Origin of the sequence: Corallococcus llansteffanensis, from assembly GCF_003612055.1 — a bacterium.
GTDB lineage: Bacteria > Myxococcota > Myxococcia > Myxococcales > Myxococcaceae > Corallococcus > Corallococcus llansteffanensis.
Window position 1 is genome coordinate 1 of sequence record NZ_RAWB01000205.1, and the last position, 15,465, is coordinate 15,465.

14 protein-coding genes are annotated in these 15,465 nt (G+C 69.7%); 10 read left to right on the forward strand and 4 right to left on the reverse strand.

The window, feature by feature from the left end; genetic code table 11:
• Positions 1-2 precede the first annotated feature (2 nt).
• Positions 3-779, forward strand: a complete 777-nt coding sequence (locus D7V93_RS19965) for an aldo/keto reductase (protein ID WP_244237390.1) — start codon at positions 3-5, stop codon at positions 777-779.
• 4 nt (positions 780-783) lie between these two features.
• Here D7V93_RS19965 and D7V93_RS19970 read toward each other — a convergent pair whose 3' ends face one another.
• Complete coding sequence (locus D7V93_RS19970) at positions 784-1,278, reverse strand: P-loop NTPase family protein (RefSeq protein WP_120644936.1); 495 nt, start codon at positions 1,276-1,278, stop codon at positions 784-786.
• A gap of 165 nt (positions 1,279-1,443) precedes the next feature.
• Between D7V93_RS19970 and D7V93_RS19975 the strand changes: the two genes are divergently transcribed.
• The 6 genes from D7V93_RS19975 to D7V93_RS20000 all read left to right on the forward strand — a co-directional run bounded on the left by D7V93_RS19975 (position 1,444) and on the right by D7V93_RS20000 (position 7,438).
• Complete coding sequence (locus D7V93_RS19975) at positions 1,444-1,968, forward strand: pyridoxamine 5'-phosphate oxidase family protein (RefSeq protein ID WP_120644937.1); 525 nt, start codon at positions 1,444-1,446, stop codon at positions 1,966-1,968.
• 407 nt (positions 1,969-2,375) lie between these two features.
• Entirely contained in the window at positions 2,376-3,710 is a 1,335-nt protein-coding gene (locus D7V93_RS19980) for an inositol-3-phosphate synthase (protein WP_120644938.1), read from the forward strand.
• Positions 3,688-4,623 carry a phosphatase PAP2 family protein gene (locus tag D7V93_RS19985; protein WP_120644939.1) on the forward strand — a complete coding sequence of 312 codons (936 nt, stop codon included), beginning with the start codon at positions 3,688-3,690 and terminating at the stop codon, positions 4,621-4,623. The genes D7V93_RS19980 and D7V93_RS19985 overlap by 23 nt, the downstream gene beginning before the upstream one ends.
• Complete coding sequence (locus tag D7V93_RS19990; protein WP_120644940.1) at positions 4,616-5,860, forward strand: GtrA family protein; 1,245 nt, start codon at positions 4,616-4,618, stop codon at positions 5,858-5,860. The genes D7V93_RS19985 and D7V93_RS19990 overlap by 8 nt, the downstream gene beginning before the upstream one ends.
• Entirely contained in the window at positions 5,850-6,839 is a 990-nt protein-coding gene (locus D7V93_RS19995) for a hypothetical protein (RefSeq protein ID WP_120644941.1), read from the forward strand. The genes D7V93_RS19990 and D7V93_RS19995 overlap by 11 nt, the downstream gene beginning before the upstream one ends.
• A gap of 17 nt (positions 6,840-6,856) precedes the next feature.
• Positions 6,857-7,438 carry a protein-tyrosine phosphatase family protein gene (locus D7V93_RS20000; protein ID WP_120644942.1) on the forward strand — a complete coding sequence of 194 codons (582 nt, stop codon included), beginning with the start codon at positions 6,857-6,859 and terminating at the stop codon, positions 7,436-7,438.
• 40 nt (positions 7,439-7,478) lie between these two features.
• Here the strand turns inward: D7V93_RS20000 and D7V93_RS20005 are convergent, their stop codons facing one another.
• Together D7V93_RS20005 and D7V93_RS20010 are read right to left on the reverse strand one after the other, a co-directional pair.
• A complete protein-coding gene (locus D7V93_RS20005; RefSeq protein WP_244237391.1) occupies positions 7,479-8,162 on the reverse strand; it encodes a sterol desaturase family protein in 684 nt (227 codons plus the stop codon).
• 133 nt (positions 8,163-8,295) lie between these two features.
• Positions 8,296-10,785 (reverse strand): efflux RND transporter permease subunit, encoded by a 2,490-nt coding sequence (locus tag D7V93_RS20010; RefSeq protein WP_120644944.1) that lies wholly within the window; start codon positions 10,783-10,785, stop codon positions 8,296-8,298.
• A gap of 374 nt (positions 10,786-11,159) precedes the next feature.
• Between D7V93_RS20010 and D7V93_RS20015 the strand changes: the two genes are divergently transcribed.
• From D7V93_RS20015 to D7V93_RS20025, 3 genes are all read left to right on the forward strand, one after another.
• On the forward strand, positions 11,160-13,646 hold the full coding sequence (locus D7V93_RS20015) for an efflux RND transporter permease subunit (protein WP_208723078.1): 2,487 nt from the start codon (positions 11,160-11,162) through the stop codon (positions 13,644-13,646).
• A 48-nt stretch (positions 13,647-13,694) separates the two neighbouring features.
• On the forward strand, positions 13,695-14,297 hold the full coding sequence (locus D7V93_RS20020) for a hypothetical protein (protein WP_147451246.1): 603 nt from the start codon (positions 13,695-13,697) through the stop codon (positions 14,295-14,297).
• Positions 14,298-14,526: 229 nt separating this feature from the next.
• The gene (locus D7V93_RS20025; protein ID WP_120644946.1) at positions 14,527-15,120 is read left to right on the forward strand and encodes a hypothetical protein; all 594 of its coding nucleotides are present in this window, start codon (positions 14,527-14,529) and stop codon (positions 15,118-15,120) included.
• A gap of 106 nt (positions 15,121-15,226) precedes the next feature.
• Here the strand turns inward: D7V93_RS20025 and D7V93_RS20030 are convergent, their stop codons facing one another.
• Positions 15,227-15,442, reverse strand: a complete 216-nt coding sequence (locus D7V93_RS20030) for a hypothetical protein (protein WP_120644947.1) — start codon at positions 15,440-15,442, stop codon at positions 15,227-15,229.
• Between the last annotated feature and the right edge of the window lie 23 nt (positions 15,443-15,465).

Consider the following 15,465-nt stretch of genomic DNA (forward strand, 5'->3'; position numbering starts at 1 on the left):
TCATCGGCCTTGGCACCTGGCAGACCTTCGACGTCGGCGGCGCCGCGAGCGAACGCGCGCCCCTCTCCCAGGTCCTCCAGAAGTTCTTCGCCTCAGGCGGCCGCCTCATCGACTCGTCGCCCATGTACGGACGCTCCGAAGCCGTCGTCGGCGACCTGCTGAAGCAATCCGGCCAGGAGCAGACCCCCTTCCTCGCCACCAAGGTCTGGACGCGCGGCAAGGCCGAGGGCGCCGCGCAGATTCAAGCCTCCCTCCAGCGCATGGGCCACGGCCGCATGGACCTGATGCAGGTGCACAACCTGCTCGACGTGGACACCCACCTGCCCGTGCTGCGCGAGCTGAAGGCCGCGAAGAAGATCCGCTACGTCGGCGTCACCCACTACGCGCGCAGCGCCTTCGACGACCTGGAGCGCCACATCAAGACGAGCGCCCTGGACTTCGTGCAGCTGCCCTACTCGCTCGCGATGCGCGACGCGGAGGCGCGCCTGCTCCCCGCCGCGAAGGAGCACGGCGTCGCCGTGCTCGTCATGGAGCCCTTCGACAAGGGCAACCTGTTCCGCAAGATGAAGGGCCGCGCCCTGCCCGCCTGGGCCGCCGACTTCGACTGCACCAGCTGGGCGCAGTTCTTCCTCAAGTTCATCCTGGGCCACCCCGCCGTGAACTGCCCGCTGCCCGCCACGTCCGACCCGGCCCACCTGGAGGACAACGTGAAGGCCGGCCTGGGACGACTGCCCGACGAGAAGCTGCGCGCCCGGATGGTGAAGCTGCTGGAGGGCTGAAGCCCTACAGGTCGGCCGACGGCGTGTAGTGCAGCTCCCCGCCCGGCTCCAACACCAGCCCGGTGCCGGGCTCGCCGGCCTCGTCGTCGCGCCCCACCTCCAGCACCTGCGCTTCCGCGTCCCACTGGCCCAGGTAGTACTCACCACCCGCCACCATGCAGGCGCGCCCCTGCGACACCAGCGTCTCCACCACTTCCTTCCGGTCGCTGGTGAGCCGCAGGAGCGTCCACGTCTTGCCGTCCTCGCGGAAGCCCTTCACCAGGTCCGCCAGCTCCTCGTCGCGCGGCGTGCCACCCGCCGTCTCCTCGCGCTTCCACTGGCGGGGCTCCTTCGCCGGCTGCGTCTTCTGCCACGCCCGCGCCAGCTCCAGCAGCTTCTGCTGGGCCGCGTCCTGGAGCGCGTGCATCGCGTCCGGCAACTCAATCTCCTCCAACGCCAGGAGCGCCGTCTCCAGCTGCAGCGCCTTCAGGCTCCACTCGTTCCACGCGGTCTTCAGCATCCGTGTCGCTCCCGGCCGTCGCGCCGCCCGTCCCAAGAAAGTCAGGAAGAACATGGCGCATCCCGCCCCCTATCACACGCCCGCCTGCCCTGGCGCCGACCAGGCACACCGCCCGTGTCCGCCCCCTGCCCGCTGCCTACCTTGAGGCCCCAAGGGGAGGCGTGCATGACGACGACACAGAAGGATCCGCAGGACGTGGTGGCGCATCTGGGCAAGCTCATCCACGGCATCAAGGTCGCGATGATGACGACCGTCGACACCGACGGCAGCCTGCGCAGCCGCCCGATGTGGACCTACGACAAGGACTTCGACGGCGAGCTGTGGTTCTTCACCAACGACCACACCCACAAGGTGGACGAGGTGGAGAAGGACCACCACGTCAGCCTCGCGTACTCGGACCCCAGCAAGGACCGCTATGTGTCCGTCAGCGGACGCTGCCATCTGATCCGCGACAAGGCCAAGGCGAAGGAGCTGTGGAACCCCTCCCTCAAGGCCTGGTTCCCCCAGGGGCTGGATGATCCGAACCTCGCCCTCCTGCGCGTCAGCGTGGAGAAGGCCGAGTACTGGGACACTCCCAACAGCCGCATGGTCCAGCTCGTCGGCTTCGTGAAGGCCGTCCTCACCGGCGAGAAGTACCACCCGGGGGACAACCAGAAGCTGGACCGCGGCGCCCCCACACGCCACAACTGACGCCGGCCGGAGCCGCGCGGAGCCCCCGGAACCTGACATTCCTGTCACGGTCGGGGGAATGGGGGAGAGCCCCAAAACTGTAGGAACCACACCCACCCGGCACTCCCTTCCAGGGGAAATGTGCCGAGGTGGGTGACATTTTTGCCGTGAGTTGCTGTTTCTCTGACAGCCCCGTTCGCCGTGGCTTGTAGCAGGGGCCCGGCCTGGGTCATGCACCCGCCCGCCTCCGTGCTACGAGCCCCTTTTGGCCGTCACATCACGTTGAAGTGACGAACGGTTTAGAGTATCAACCATCCGCTTTCGAGATTTTCCACCTTCCGTCCGGCAACCTGCCGGCGCCGGATGGAGTGACCTCGGAGACGCTCATTGGGGCGGAGCGATTTCCCGCCTTCGAAGGAATCAGGACGATGGAGAACAAGAAGATGGTCGCGAAGCCGGAGGGCAAGCTGGCGGTGCTCATCCCGGGCCTGGGCGCGGTGTCCACCACCCTGATGGCGGGTGTGGAGCTGGCGCGGCAGGGCAAGGGCGCCCCCATTGGCTCGCTGACGCAGATGGGCACGGCCCGCCTGGGCAAGCGGACCGACGGCCGGACCGTGAAGCTCAACGAGCTGGTCCCGCTGGCCACGCTGAACGACGTCGTCTTTGGCGCCTGGGACATCATCAACGAGGACGCCTACCAGGTGGCCCAGCGCTCCGGGGTGCTGAACGACAAGCACATGGAGCAGGTGAAGCCCTTCCTGCAGGGCATCAAGCCCAAGAAGGGCGTGCACGACGGCGAGTTCGTGCGCCGCATCGAGGCCAACCACGCCAAGGCCACGAAGACGCACCGCGAGAGCATCGAGGCCATCCGCCAGGACATCCGCGACTTCAAGAAGGAGCTCAACGCCAAGCGCGCCGTGATGGTGGTGTGCAGCAGCGTGGAGACCTTCCGCCCCCTGCCGGAGGCGTTCCAGTCGCTGGCCAACTTCGAGAAGGCGCTGGACGCGAACAGCACCGACGTGAACCCCACGGCGCTGTACACCTACGCGGCCCTCAAGGAGGGCGTGCCGTTCGCCAACGCCACCCCCAACGCGAGCGTGGACACGCCCGCGCTGCAGGAGCTGGCGCGGCAGGAGGGCATGCCGGTCGCCGGGCGTGACCTCAAGAGCGGCCAGACGATGATGAAGACCGTCATCGCGCCGGCGCTCAAGGCGCGCATGCTGGGCCTGGAGGGGTGGTTCTCCACCAACATCCTGGGCAACCGCGACGGCGAGGTGCTGGATGATCCCCAGGCCTTCAAGGCCAAGGAGGTCACCAAGTCGAGCGTGCTCGACACCATCCTGCAGCCGGACCTGTACCCGGAGCTGTACAACAAGTACTCGCACAAGGTGTCGATCCACTACTACCCGCCCCGCGGCGACGCGAAGGAGGGTTGGGACAACATCGACATCACCGGGTGGCTGGGCTACCCGATGCAGATCAAGATCAACTTCCTCTGCCGCGACTCCATCCTGGCCGCGCCGCTCGTCCTGGACATCGCGCTGTTCCTGGACCTGGCGCGCCGGCTGGAGTGGCGGGGCATCCAGGAGTGGATGTCCTTCTACTTCAAGAGCCCCATGGCCCACCCGGGTCTGCCGGTGGAGCATGACCTGTTCATCCAGCTGACCAAGCTGAAGAACACGCTGCGTGTCGTCGCGGGCGAAGAGCCCATCACCCACCTCGGCCTTGATTACTACGGGGATGACCTCCCGCTCGCCCGCTAAGAACCCCAACGCGTTCAAGTGGCTCGTCACCGTCCTGGCGGCGGGCCACTTCGCGCTGGTGTTCATCACCGGTCGGATCCGGTGGGAACACGTCGCGGCGGACCTGCTGCTGGTGGTGCTGGCCTGGGCCGGCGCCGGCCCGCGGCGGTTCCTCCGGGGCGCGTTCCCGCTGTGGCTGACCGGGATGATCCTCGACAGCCAGTCGCTGTGGCTGGGGGTGCGTGGCACCATCCACACCGGCGACCTGTGGAACCTGGAGAAGGCGCTGTTCCCCGCCCCGGGCGGCATGATCTGGCCCGAGTGGTGGTGGCACAACCCCAACACCCCGTTGGACCTGCTGTGCGGCTTCGCCTACGCGGCGTACCTCTACGAGGTCTTCCTCGTGGCCATCTGGTTCTTCTTCAAGAAGGACCGCCGCTTCGAATCGCTCTGCTGGGCGTTCTTCGTGGTGAACGCCATTGGCGTCGTCATCTACGTGATCTACCCCGCGGCACCGCCCTGGTACGTGCTCAAGTACGGCCTGGGCCCGGCGAACCTGGCGGCGCTGCCCAGCCCCGCGGGCACCGCGCGCTTCGATGCCTTCTTCGGCATCAACTACTTCGCCAACTTCTACTCGCGAAACCCCAACGTCTTCGGCGCCATGCCGTCGCTGCACGCGGCCTACCCGCTGATGATGGTGCTGGTCCTCTGGTACCGGGGCACCGCGTGGCGGGTGGGCACCGTCCTGTTCGCGCTGCTCGTCGCCTTCTCCGCCATCTACCTCACGCACCACTACATCCTCGACGTGCTCGCGGGCTCCATCGCGGCCGTCGTGGCGTTCGTCGTCGTGAGGGCCGTATTCGCTCGTTGGGTCAGCGAGGCGTCGCAAGCGGCGCCCGTGCCCCTGCCGTCTGGAGGAAACACCCGTGCATGACAACGTCCTGGCCTGGCTGAGTGGAGACCTGTCCCCCTCGGCGCGCATCTGGACCGCGCTGGCGCCCGCGCTCTTCGCGATCGCGTACTTCCTCGGGGGGCTGGTGCTCTTCTGTATCCGGTGCGCCATCAAGGGCATCCCGAGAGACGCGGAGACGCTGACGCGCGGCAAGTCGGTGCTGGTGGGCTTCTTCCTGCGCCACTACTTCTTCTGGATCATCCAGCCGCTGTGGCGCGTGCTCCTGCGCTCGGGGCTGCCGGCCAACGCGCTGTCCATGCTGTCGGGCCTGCTGGGCGTGTCCTCCGGCGTGGCGGTGGCGGCGGGCCGCTTCACGGTGGGCGGCTGGCTGTTCCTGCTGGCGGGCGTGCTGGACGTGATGGACGGCCGGGTGGCGCGCACCCGCAAGGAGGCCAACCCCGCGGGCGCGGCGCTGGACTCCGTGCTGGACCGCTACGTGGACTCCGCGATGTTGATGGGCCTTGCCTGGTACTACCGGGACACCTGGGTGCTCCTGCCCGCGCTGGGCGCCCTGCTGGGTTCGTCGCTGGTGCCGTACGTGCGCGCCAAGGGCGAGGGCCTGGGCGTGAGCGTGCGCGACGGCGCGATGCAGCGGCTGGAGCGGGTGCTGTTCCTGGGCGTGGGCACGGCGCTGTCGCCCATCCTGGAGGCGCTGTTCTGGCCGGAGCAGAAGCACCCCATGCACTGGCTGGCGGTGGTGGGGCTGGTGTTCGTCGCCATCATGAGCAACGTCACGGCGGTGTCGCGCTTCCGCACGCTGGTGCGGGCGCTGACGCCCAAGAAGCCCGTGCAGCCGCGCTCAGGCGTGGCGCTGTTCGGCTTCAACGCGGCGGCGGGCGCCATCGCCACGGCGGTGGACTTCGTCGCGGTGCTGGGCATGGTGGAGTGGGCCGGGCTGTCGCCGGTGCTGGCCACGGTGATGGGCTGCGTGCTGGGCGGCGTGGTGAACTACTCCATCAATCGCGTCATCACCTTCCGCAGCCACGGCGCGGTGGCGCCGCAGCTGGCGCGGTACACGGTGGTGAGCGCGACGAGCGCCCTGCTCAACGCGGGCGGCGTGGCGCTGCTCACGCTGCACCCGCAGCTGGCCTACACGCTGGGCTGGTGGCTGGTGCGCGGCGTCGTGTACTTCGCGTGGAACCTGCCCCTGCAGCGCGACTACGTCTTCAACGATGCGTCGTCGGACGCGCTGTTGGAGCAGCGCCCCCATGCGGCGTGAGCCGCGCCGCCGTGCTTCCGGGCTGATGCTCGCCCTGGCCCTGGCGCTGCCGGGGCTGGCGGGCGCGGGGGTGCTGGAGCCGAGCGTCAGCACCAACGACCGGTACGGCGAGAGCTTCACCTTCATCGCGGACACGGACGACGGCGGCTTCGTGCTGACGCAGCTGTCGGTGACGAACATCGGCCCGGGCTCGCGCACGGGCATCTGCCGGGCGACGGTGCTGCGCCCCGGCAAGCCCCAGTGGTCGCCGCAGGCGCGCGTGGGTGGCAAGGAGTGGAGCTACGACGCGGCCACCGACACGCTGAAGGTGGGCGCGTGCAGCGCGAAGACGACCGACAAGGGCGTGCGGGTGGAGGTGGCGCTCGAGGGCGGCCGGGTGGTGCTGGACTACGCGCAGAAGCCCGCGCCGTGGTCGCCCGACGGTTCGGTGGTGGAGCTGGGCAACGACCGCTACCGCCATGAGGTGCTGCTGGGCGCGAGCCCCGTGAAGGTGACGCTCCAGGTGCCCAAGGCCTCCGAGGAGACGCTGGTGGGCGGCGGCTACGCGGACCACAGCCGCTCTACCATCGCCCCGGCGAAGCTGGCGAAGCGCTGGGTGCGCTTCCGCGCGCTGCGCGGGGGCCAGCGCGTGGTGCTGCTGGCGCGCGAGGGGCTGGAAGGCGACTACGGCCCGGTGTACCTCTGGGAGGACGGCAAGGCGCCGCGCCTCCTGGAGTCGTTCACGCTGGGCCGCGAGGGCACCAAGGAGCGCAGCGCGTGGAAGGCGGAGTTCACCGGCGATGATGGCCGCCAGGTGCTGGCCCTGCGCACGACGTCGCTGCTGCAGCGCAGCGCGCCGGTGGAGTCGCTGGGCATGCTGGGCGGCCTGGTGAAGCCGATGGTGGGCTCGCCGGTGACGTACCTGCACCGCGCCGTGCTGGAGCGTGCCGGCAAGGCGCCGGTCGAAGGCTTGATGGAAGTCACGCTGGAAGGCGAGTAGCAGGAGGCGAAGGGTCCGTGAGCGAGTCGCTGCTTCGGTCGGTCCATCACGTCCCCGGCGTCCGGGGGTTCGTGCGCAAGCAGGTGCTGCGCGTCGTGGCGCGCGGGGTGGAGTGGACCACCAAGCTGCCCGGCCAGCGCACCCTCAACGTGTCCCGCGTGAACGAGTGGCTGCACGTGGGCGGCGGCGTGCCTCGCTCACGCTACGGCGAGCTGAAGGCCCGGGGCATCACCGCCGTCATCGACCTGCGCGCGGAGCGCTGCGACGACCGCGAGGCGCTCGCCGCGCTGGGCATCGAGCTGCTGCACCTGCCGGTGACGGACCGCTTCCCCCCGTCCGTGGAGCAGCTCTCCCAGGGCGTGCGGTGGGCGCTGCCCCGGCTGGACGCGGGCGGCGTGCTGTACGCGCACTGCGAGCACGGCGTGGGCCGGGGTCCGCTGATGGGGCTGGCGGTGATGGTGGCGCGCGGCTGGGACGCGCCGGACGCGTACCGGGCGGTGCGCCACGCGCGGTGGCAGGCGACGCTGAACGACCGCCAGCTTCGCGGGCTCGCGGACTTCGTGGCCGCGTGGACGGGCGTGCCGGACAAGGCCGCGTAGCAGCGGGCGCGTCGTCTTCCAGGCACCTCACGCAAGCACCTCACGGCTTCACGCTGGAGCGCTCCCCGGGATGATGGGTGTCCTGGCCCGACGCGTCCCTCCTGGAGAGCTTGAGGCGTCGTCCAGCGCTGCGCATCAGGAGGTCCACCCACCGGTTGCTGATGCCGAAGTTGCGGTCCGGCGTCGCGAAGTGGTGCGCCATGTGGTGCGCGCGCAGCTCCCGGCCCCAGGCCGTGCGCGGCGTGCGGTGGTGCGTGGACCAGTGCATGAAGTCGTAGAACAGATAGCCCCAGACGATGCCGACGAAGTACGGAAGCGTCTGCGCCGGGCGGCCCACCAGCCACAGCAGCCCCCCGATGATGAGGGCCAGCGGGACGGTCGCGATCAGCGGCATCACCAGGCGCTGGGAGTCGTCCGGGTACTTGTGGTGGTAGCCGTGCGCGATCTCATGCACCCGCCGGGTGACCGGGCCGCTGCCCTCCCAGTGGAAGAAGTACCGGTGGATGCAGTACTCCATGATGAACCACGTCAGCAGGCCGAGCGGCACGAACAGCGCGCTCATCCCCATTGTCGTCCTTCCCGTGGACAGGCCCCACCCGAGGAGCCCCAGCGTGAGCGGGCCGTAGAGGAGGGGTGGCACCGCGGGATGAAGCTTCGAGCTGGCCTCGAGGAAGGCGTTCTCGAACATGCGGCCGGATTGATGACGGAGGAAGGGGCGACTCATGCACGGATGAGTCTTGGGCGGGGGAGCGCCGGGTGCCCCTGGCCCGGCGTCTCACGGAAGTGTCGCCTTGAATGAAAAAGGCCCCAGCGCGCGGTGCCGGGGCCCTCCTCTTCACAGCCTTCCGTCCCGTGCTTCAGCTCTCCGGCGCGGGGTGCTGGGCTTCGTCGCCGCCCGGCGTGCTCGTCGTGGCGCCGTGCTTGTTGCGCCAGCGGTCCACCAGCAGGAGCAGCGCCGGGAAGCCCACCAGCACGACGACCATGTTCACCGCGAAGCCCAGGTTGGCCAGGTCACCAATCGAGTTGAGGCCCGGGTGCTTGGCGAACACCAGCGCCAGGAAGCCGATGGCGCTCGTGAGCAGGCCGCCCGTGATGGCCCGGCCCGTCTCCGTGTACACGGTGGCGAAGTCCGCGCCCGGCTCTCCCAGGCGTTCGATGAGGTGCACGCCCGCGTCCACCGTCGTGCCGATGAGCACCGGGATGACGACGATGTTGAGGTAGTTGAACTGCAGGCCCAGCAGGGACATCAGGCCCACCAGCGCCGCGATGGACAGCAGCGTGGGCAGCATGCAGATGACCGCGTTGCGCAGGCTGCCCAGCGTCATCCACATCGCCACGAAGACGCTGAGCACCGCGGCCACCAGGATGCGCGGGCCTTCGGAGGCCACCATGTCCAGGATGTCCGCCAGGATGAGCGCCTCGCCCGCCGCGGACACCTGGCTGCCGTCCGACAGCTGGAGGTTGCGCACCTCCTTGGTGAAGCGCCGCGTGCCCACGCCGTCCGACAGGCTCACGTTCGCGTAGACCAGCACCACGCCGCCCTTCTGGTTCGTCGCCGGCTCGAACTGGCGGCGCAGGCTCACCGGCAGGTCCTCGCGCGTGAAGGGCTGCGCTTGCGTCATCTTCACCGCGCGCACCAGGTTGGCGCGCGCGTCCTTGGCCACCTTCTCCGGGTCGATGCGCGCCAGCTTCTTGTGGATGGACTGGAGCAGCGCGTGCTTCTCCGCCTGCTGCTGGGGCACCAGGTCCTCCAGCGCGCCCACGAAGTCGATGGTGGAGTCCTTGCCGTACTGCTGCTTGCGTGCCTGGAGCTGGTTCACCACCTCGCGCTCCATCTTCTGCGAGTCCGTCAACACCACCACCGGCGTCGCCGAGTACCCGAGGATGTGGTCGATGCGGCGGTCCAACCGCACGCTCGGCAGCGTCACGTCATCCAGCTTGGTGGAGTCGTAGTTGAACGTCACCCGGTACGCCTGGGTGATGAGCCCCACCAGCACCACGCCCAGGACGATGGCCACCGCGCGGTAGCGGCGGGGCAGGAAGCGCGCCAGCATCGCCATGGGCCCCGACTGCGCCTGGTGCTGGCGCGGCGTCCAGCCCCAGCGCGACACCAGCCCCAGCATCGCCGGGAGGATGAGCAGGTAGGACGCCACGCTCACCAGCATGCCCACCGCCGCGATGACGCCGAACTCGTGGAACGCTCGGAACTCCGACAGCGACAGGCTGAGGAACGTGAGCGCCGCCACCAGCGCGGAGATGAGCGCGGAGAAGCCCGTGTGCATGAACGTCTCACGCACGGCGTCCACGGAGGACATGCCCTCCGAGCGCAGCGTGCCCCACCGGCCCAGCAGGTGGATGCCGTGCTCCACGCCCAGGCCGCCCAGCACCGCGGCGAGGAAGCCCGTCAGCAGATTGACCTGCCCGTACGCCACGCCCACGAAGCCATAGGTCCACATCAGGCCCGCCACCACCGGCACCATGGTGAGCCCCACCGACAGCGCGCTGCGGAAGTGGAAGGCCAGGTACGCCAGCAGCAGCACGAGGGCCAGCGTCGACGCGCGCGCCAGGTCGCCGGTGATGACGCCCTGCTGGTCGATCTTCTTCTTGAACGTGCCGGTGATCTCCGTGTGGAAGCCGGGCCCGTACTTCGACAGGTCCTGCTTGGACAGGAAGTCCTGCACCTGGGCAATCACCTGCTTGGAGTAGCCCAGGTCCGCGGAGCTGCCCTTCGCCTTGAGCAGCATCACCACCATGCGCTCCTGCGGATCCAGGTAGTACAGCTCGCCGCCCTGGCCCGACAGCCGCTGGTTCGCGCCGCCGGTGTACTTCTGCTCGATGTCGGTGAAGTCCAGCGACGGGGGCGGCGACTCCTCCAGCCGCACGAAGAGGGGGTTGGCCTGCTCCTTCTCCCACGCGAAGCGCGCGTCGATGCGATCCTGGATGACCTTCAGGTCCGGCAGGTCCACGTAGTAGAGCGCGTGCTGTTCGAAGAACTGGCTGGGCCGCTGGTAGTTGACGAAGCGGACCTCCGCCAGGTTCGCCAGCTTGGGCGCCAGGTCATCCACGAACTGCTTGAGCTGCTCGGGCTCCGCGCCGATGCCCGCCACCACCACGTTGCCCATGCCGCCGAAGCGCGTGCGCAGCTTCTCCAGGTCCTGCACGGACTGGAAGGTCCTGGGCAGCAGGTTCACCAGGTCCGCGTTGAGGGTCAGGTTGCGGGCGGAGAAGGTGCCCAGGCCCGTCAGCAACAGCGTCACGAACAGCGCCACCCAGGGTCGCTGGTGGCTGCGGGCCGCCAGGGAGCCCATCGCCGCCTCGAACCGTTCGGACCACCGCATCTCGCTCATGGATGTGACTTCCTGCTGAAGGCCTGCCGTGACGGCGAGGCACCTTGAGCCCGGCCAAACCGGGCCGCCCACGCGTATATGCCTCGGGCCATCGTGCGTCCAGGCGCCGTCCCGGGGCTCCGCCGGCCGCATGGTGGGGCCGGGGGAGCAGGCAGCAATGAAACAAACCAGGAGGTATGCCGTCCTGGCGGGCGCTCCGCCAGTGGATCAGCATCACGCGGGTGCGGACAGGCGCCGCACCCGCCGTGCCTCCCCTGGTACAGGGCAGCCGGGCGGGCCCCGGGGGCACACCACCCTGCAGGAGGTCCGCCGGGTGGCCAGCTTTGGCTCGCATGAAGGCCCCGGACCCCTCTTCGCCAGCGGAGCGCCCCTGGATGCACCGCGTGGAGGGCACGCTGGGTGCGCTCGCCGCGCACAACCACCGCCGCCCCGTCCTCGCCCTGCTCTGCGCGCTCGTGCTGTCCGGCCTGGGCCTGCTGTCCGCCCGCCACCTCTCCCTCAACGCGAACCTCGTGGACCTGCTGCCGAAGTCCTTCGAGAGCGTGAAGGCCATCCACACCCTGGAGCAGCGCTTCGGTGCCCAGGGCTGGGTGGTGGTGGTGGGCGAGGACGGGGATCCGGCGCAGCTCCAGCGGTTCGCGGACGACCTGGCCCCCCAGCTGGAGGCGCTGCCGGGCATCCGCTACGTGGAAATCACCCGGCCTGGCAGCTTCTTCCGGAGCCATGCGCTCTACTTTTTGTCGCCAGAAGATTTGAAGGAGGTGGAGCGCCGCATCGACGCGCGCCTGAGGTGGGAGCGGCAGCGCGCCAACCCGCTCTTCGTGTCGCTGGACGACGCACCGGCCCCGTCGCTGGACTTCTCCGACCTGGAGAAGAAGTACGGCGGCGGCGTGGTGACGCGCCTGTCCAGCAACCCCAGCGACTACTACCTGGACCCCGCCGAGCGCCGCGTGGTGGTGCTGGCCAAACCCGACACGTCGTCCGCGGACCTCACCTTCTCCCGGAAGATCGTCGGCGAGGTGGAGGGCGTGCTGGAGCAGCAGGACCTGTCGAAGTACGGGCCGGGCTTCCACATCTCCATCACCGGCTCGTTCCAGAAGAAGATGGATCAACAGGCGCAGATCACTCGCGACGTGGCGGTGTCCTCGGCGGTGGCCTCGGTGCTGGTGCTGCTCTACCTGCTGCTGCACTTCCGCAGCCTGCTCGCGGTGGGGATGGTGCTGGCGCCGGTGGGCGCGGGCCTCGCGTGGACGTACGGCCTCGTGGGCGTGGTGTACGGGCAGGTCAACCTCCTGACGGCCTTCCTGGGCGCCATCCTGGGCGGCCTGGGCGTGGAGCACGGCATCCACCTGATGGGCCGCTACTTCAACCTGCGCGCAGAGGGGATGGCCTCCGAGGAGGCCACGCGCGAGTCGTTCACGCACACGGGCGGCGCGGCGCTGGTGTCCGCGCTGGTGGCGGCGCTCACCTTCTTCGTGCTGGGCACGTCCCGCTTCCGGGCGTTCCGCGAGTTCGGCGTCATCGCGGGCGTGGGCATGCTGGTGCTCATCTTCGCGTACGTGCTGGTGCTGCCAGCGGTGCTGGGGCTGGTGTCGCGCCACGGCTGGAAGCCGCGCGCTTCCTCCACGGAGACGACACAGGCGCCGCTGGGACGGCTCATCACCCGCCGGCGCGGGCTGCTCACCGCCGTGTCAGCGCTCATCGTGGCGGGCCTGCTCACGCAGCTTCCGCGCGTGCGGTTCAACTACGACATCTCCTCGCTGCAGGACCAGAACCTGGATTCGTTCGTCCTGGACCGTACCGTCAACCAGCTCATCGGCTATTCGCAGGTCCCGCTGGTGGTGCTCACCGACTCCCGGGAGGAGGAGGCGGTGGTCGTCCGGGAGCTCCAGGCGCGCAAGCAGCAGCGGGGCACGGACTCCACGGTGGACTTCGTCGCGTCGCTCGCGAGCCTCGTGCCGGAGGACCAGGCGCGAAAGCAGCGCATCCTCCAGGACATCGGGGAGCTGCTGGAGAAGGTGCCCGAAGGGTCGCTCAGCGGACCGCAGCAGGAACAGCTCGCGCAGTTGCGCCAGCAGGTGCGGGCCGCGCCGTACACCGAGGCGGACCTGCCTTCCGGCGTGCGCCAGCAGTTCGCGGGACACGGCGGCCCGGGCACCGGCTTCGTGCTGGTGTATCCGTCCGCGGACCAGTCCGACGGGCAGGCCATGCGTCAGCTCGCGAAGGAGGTGCGCGGGGTGACGCTGCCGGACGGCCGACGCGCGGTGGTGGCCGGCGAGGCGATGGTGCATGCGGACATCTTGGACATGGTGTCGCACGAGGCGCCGCTCATCCTGCTGGGCGCGACGCTCGCGGTGCTGCTCGCGATGTGGATCACCCTGGGCAGCCTGCGCACCGCGCTCCTGTGCCTGACGCCCACGGTGGTGTCGCTGTTCGCGCTGCTCGGGCTGATGCCGCTGATGCACGCGAAGTTCAACTACCTCAACATCCTGGTCATCCCGGTGCTCATCGGGACGACGGTGGACGCGGGCGTGCACCTCGTCACGCGGCTGGCGTCGCCGGGCAGCGACTTCATGAGGGTGTACTCGGAGACGGGCAAGGCCATCTGTGGCGGCCTGCTCACGAGCGCGGTGGGCTTCGGCGCGCTGTTCCTCGCGGACCACCCGGGCCTCAACTCGATTGGCGCGCTGGCGAACCTGGGCTTCGGCATGAACCTGCTCATCATGCTGGTGACCTTCCCGGCCCTGTTGTTGGTGCTCTCCGAGCGCAAGCGGCGCCGCCGTGCGGTTCCGTCGCGCCAGCGGCGTGAGCACCTCGTGAAGGACGGCCAGGGGCCTCACCGGCCCACGCCGTCCCACTGAAGGCCGAGGCGTCGCCTGCCCGGCCACACACGGGCAAGGAGCGGGACGATGTCTCAACAATGGATCTGGATGAGCCTGGCCGCCGTCATGGTGGCGCAGGTGGACCCCAACCCCGCGGGCGCCATCAACAGCGGGCAGACGAACCCGGGCGCACCCGCGGGCAGCATGACGGGCGCCCCCCCGGGCAGCACGACGGGCCTTCCCTCCACGCAGCCCTATAGCGACACGGGGGGCGGCGCGGACGCTGGCACCGGCGGCAGCGGCACGGGCGCGGTGCTGCCCCAGCCCTACAGCGCGACGCCCTCCCTCACCAACCCGGTGGCGGGCACCCAGGGCGACATCGCGGGCTCCGGCGCGGTGCTGCCTTCGGACACGGGGGGCATGGCCTCCCCCATCTCGGGAAACTCGGTCAGCGGCACGGGCGCGGTGCTGCCTTCGGACACGGGCGGCCTGGGCTCCCCTGGCGCGGGAAACACGGTCAGCGGCACGGGCGCGGTGCTCCCCCCGGCGGCTCCGGCGACGACGACGGGCCCCGCGGCGGCGGGCGCGGCGGGGACCACGCTGTCGCCGGACACCAACACGTCCAGCAACTCCGTGACGCCCCTGGGCGGCGGCTCCATCGTGGACGAAGCCGCGGACGACAGGCGCTGAGGCCCTGGCGGCCCGCCGGGCGCCTGCCCGCGGTGCAACGTCCGGGAATCCCGGGGGCAGGCCCAGCAAAGGACCTCTTCACGAGTGCAAGGGGGCAACCCGGCCTGCCAGTGCTGTTCCCCGGGCAGGCAGGCGGAGGAGCCACCCCTGCACACATCCCCCGGTCTGCCCACTTTCGGTCCAGCAGTCGGAACCTTCCAAGCAGTCGGACTCCTACCAGGGGAATCACATGAAGCGCTTTCTGAAGACCCAGTTCACGGTGGCCGCTGTTCTCGCCGGCGCGCTCGCGTTCGGCACGGGCTGTAAGTCGGATCAGTCCGCCACGCGCGGCACGGAGCCCACGCCCGCCTCGGATACCACCGGCGGGACCGGCAGCGGGACCGGCACCGGCATGGACTCGACGGGCACCGGCACGGACACCAGCGGCAGCGGCACCACCACGACCCCGCCGCCCAGCAGCGGCGGCTCCGGCTACGACACGGGCAACACGACGCCCGACTCGCAGATGCCTCCCTCCGACTCGAGCAGCGGCGGCTCCGGCATGCCGGAGGACTCCACCACCCCGCCTTCCAGCGATGACAACGTGACGCCGGGCACCGGCGGCTCGGGCACCAGCGAGGGCGAGCCGGGCGTGCACGACGGCGAGATGACCGAGCCCGGCACGGGTGGCTCCGGCAGCATGTCCCCGGACAGCACCATGCCCGAGGACGGCAGCCTGCCCAACGACTCCACGCTCGACCCGAACGCGCCCAACGGCAACATGAACACCCCGGTGCCGGACTCGACGGGCACCCTGTCGCCCAACACCGGCACCACGCGCTAGGTCCCCTTGAAGTGATGCGCCGTGACAGCACGGCGGTCAGGTGACAGCGGGCGTCCGTGACCTTCGGGGTCACGGACGCCTCGCGCGTTTTCAAGCAGGGCGCTCTTCAGCTCACGCTGACGCCCGGGTACGAACGGGGGTGGCCCACCGGTTCGATGATCAACGGATCATGCCCTTCGCCCGGGCCGTTGCCGGGACCGCCCCCGGGGTTGAAGGTGGGGGGCACGTGGTGTTCGCGCTCCTCATCCTCCGACCCCGCCTCGCGCTCCGGCACGGGAGGCAACCCTTCCAGGGGGATGTGCAACACGTCCTTCTTGCTCATGACAAACGCCTCCTTTCAGTCAC

What these genes read in the sequence shown, in the direction of transcription:
- D7V93_RS19975 (WP_120644937.1), top strand. Translation starts at nt 1,444, where the DNA reads ATGACGACGACACAGAAGGATCCGCAGGACGTGGTGGCGCATCTGGGC.
- D7V93_RS19995 (WP_120644941.1), top strand. Translation starts at nt 5,850, where the DNA reads ATGCGGCGTGAGCCGCGCCGCCGTGCTTCCGGGCTGATGCTCGCCCTG.
- D7V93_RS20010 (WP_120644944.1), bottom strand. Translation starts at nt 10,785, where the DNA reads ATGAGCGAGATGCGGTGGTCCGAACGGTTCGAGGCGGCGATGGGCTCC.
- D7V93_RS20015 (WP_208723078.1), top strand. Translation starts at nt 11,160, where the DNA reads ATGCACCGCGTGGAGGGCACGCTGGGTGCGCTCGCCGCGCACAACCAC.
- D7V93_RS20020 (WP_147451246.1), top strand. Translation starts at nt 13,695, where the DNA reads ATGTCTCAACAATGGATCTGGATGAGCCTGGCCGCCGTCATGGTGGCG.
- D7V93_RS19985 (WP_120644939.1), top strand. Translation starts at nt 3,688, where the DNA reads ATGACCTCCCGCTCGCCCGCTAAGAACCCCAACGCGTTCAAGTGGCTC.
- D7V93_RS19980 (WP_120644938.1), top strand. Translation starts at nt 2,376, where the DNA reads ATGGAGAACAAGAAGATGGTCGCGAAGCCGGAGGGCAAGCTGGCGGTG.
- D7V93_RS20005 (WP_244237391.1), bottom strand. Translation starts at nt 8,162, where the DNA reads ATGAGTCGCCCCTTCCTCCGTCATCAATCCGGCCGCATGTTCGAGAAC.
- D7V93_RS20030 (WP_120644947.1), bottom strand. Translation starts at nt 15,442, where the DNA reads ATGAGCAAGAAGGACGTGTTGCACATCCCCCTGGAAGGGTTGCCTCCC.
- D7V93_RS19970 (WP_120644936.1), bottom strand. Translation starts at nt 1,278, where the DNA reads ATGCTGAAGACCGCGTGGAACGAGTGGAGCCTGAAGGCGCTGCAGCTG.
- D7V93_RS20025 (WP_120644946.1), top strand. Translation starts at nt 14,527, where the DNA reads ATGAAGCGCTTTCTGAAGACCCAGTTCACGGTGGCCGCTGTTCTCGCC.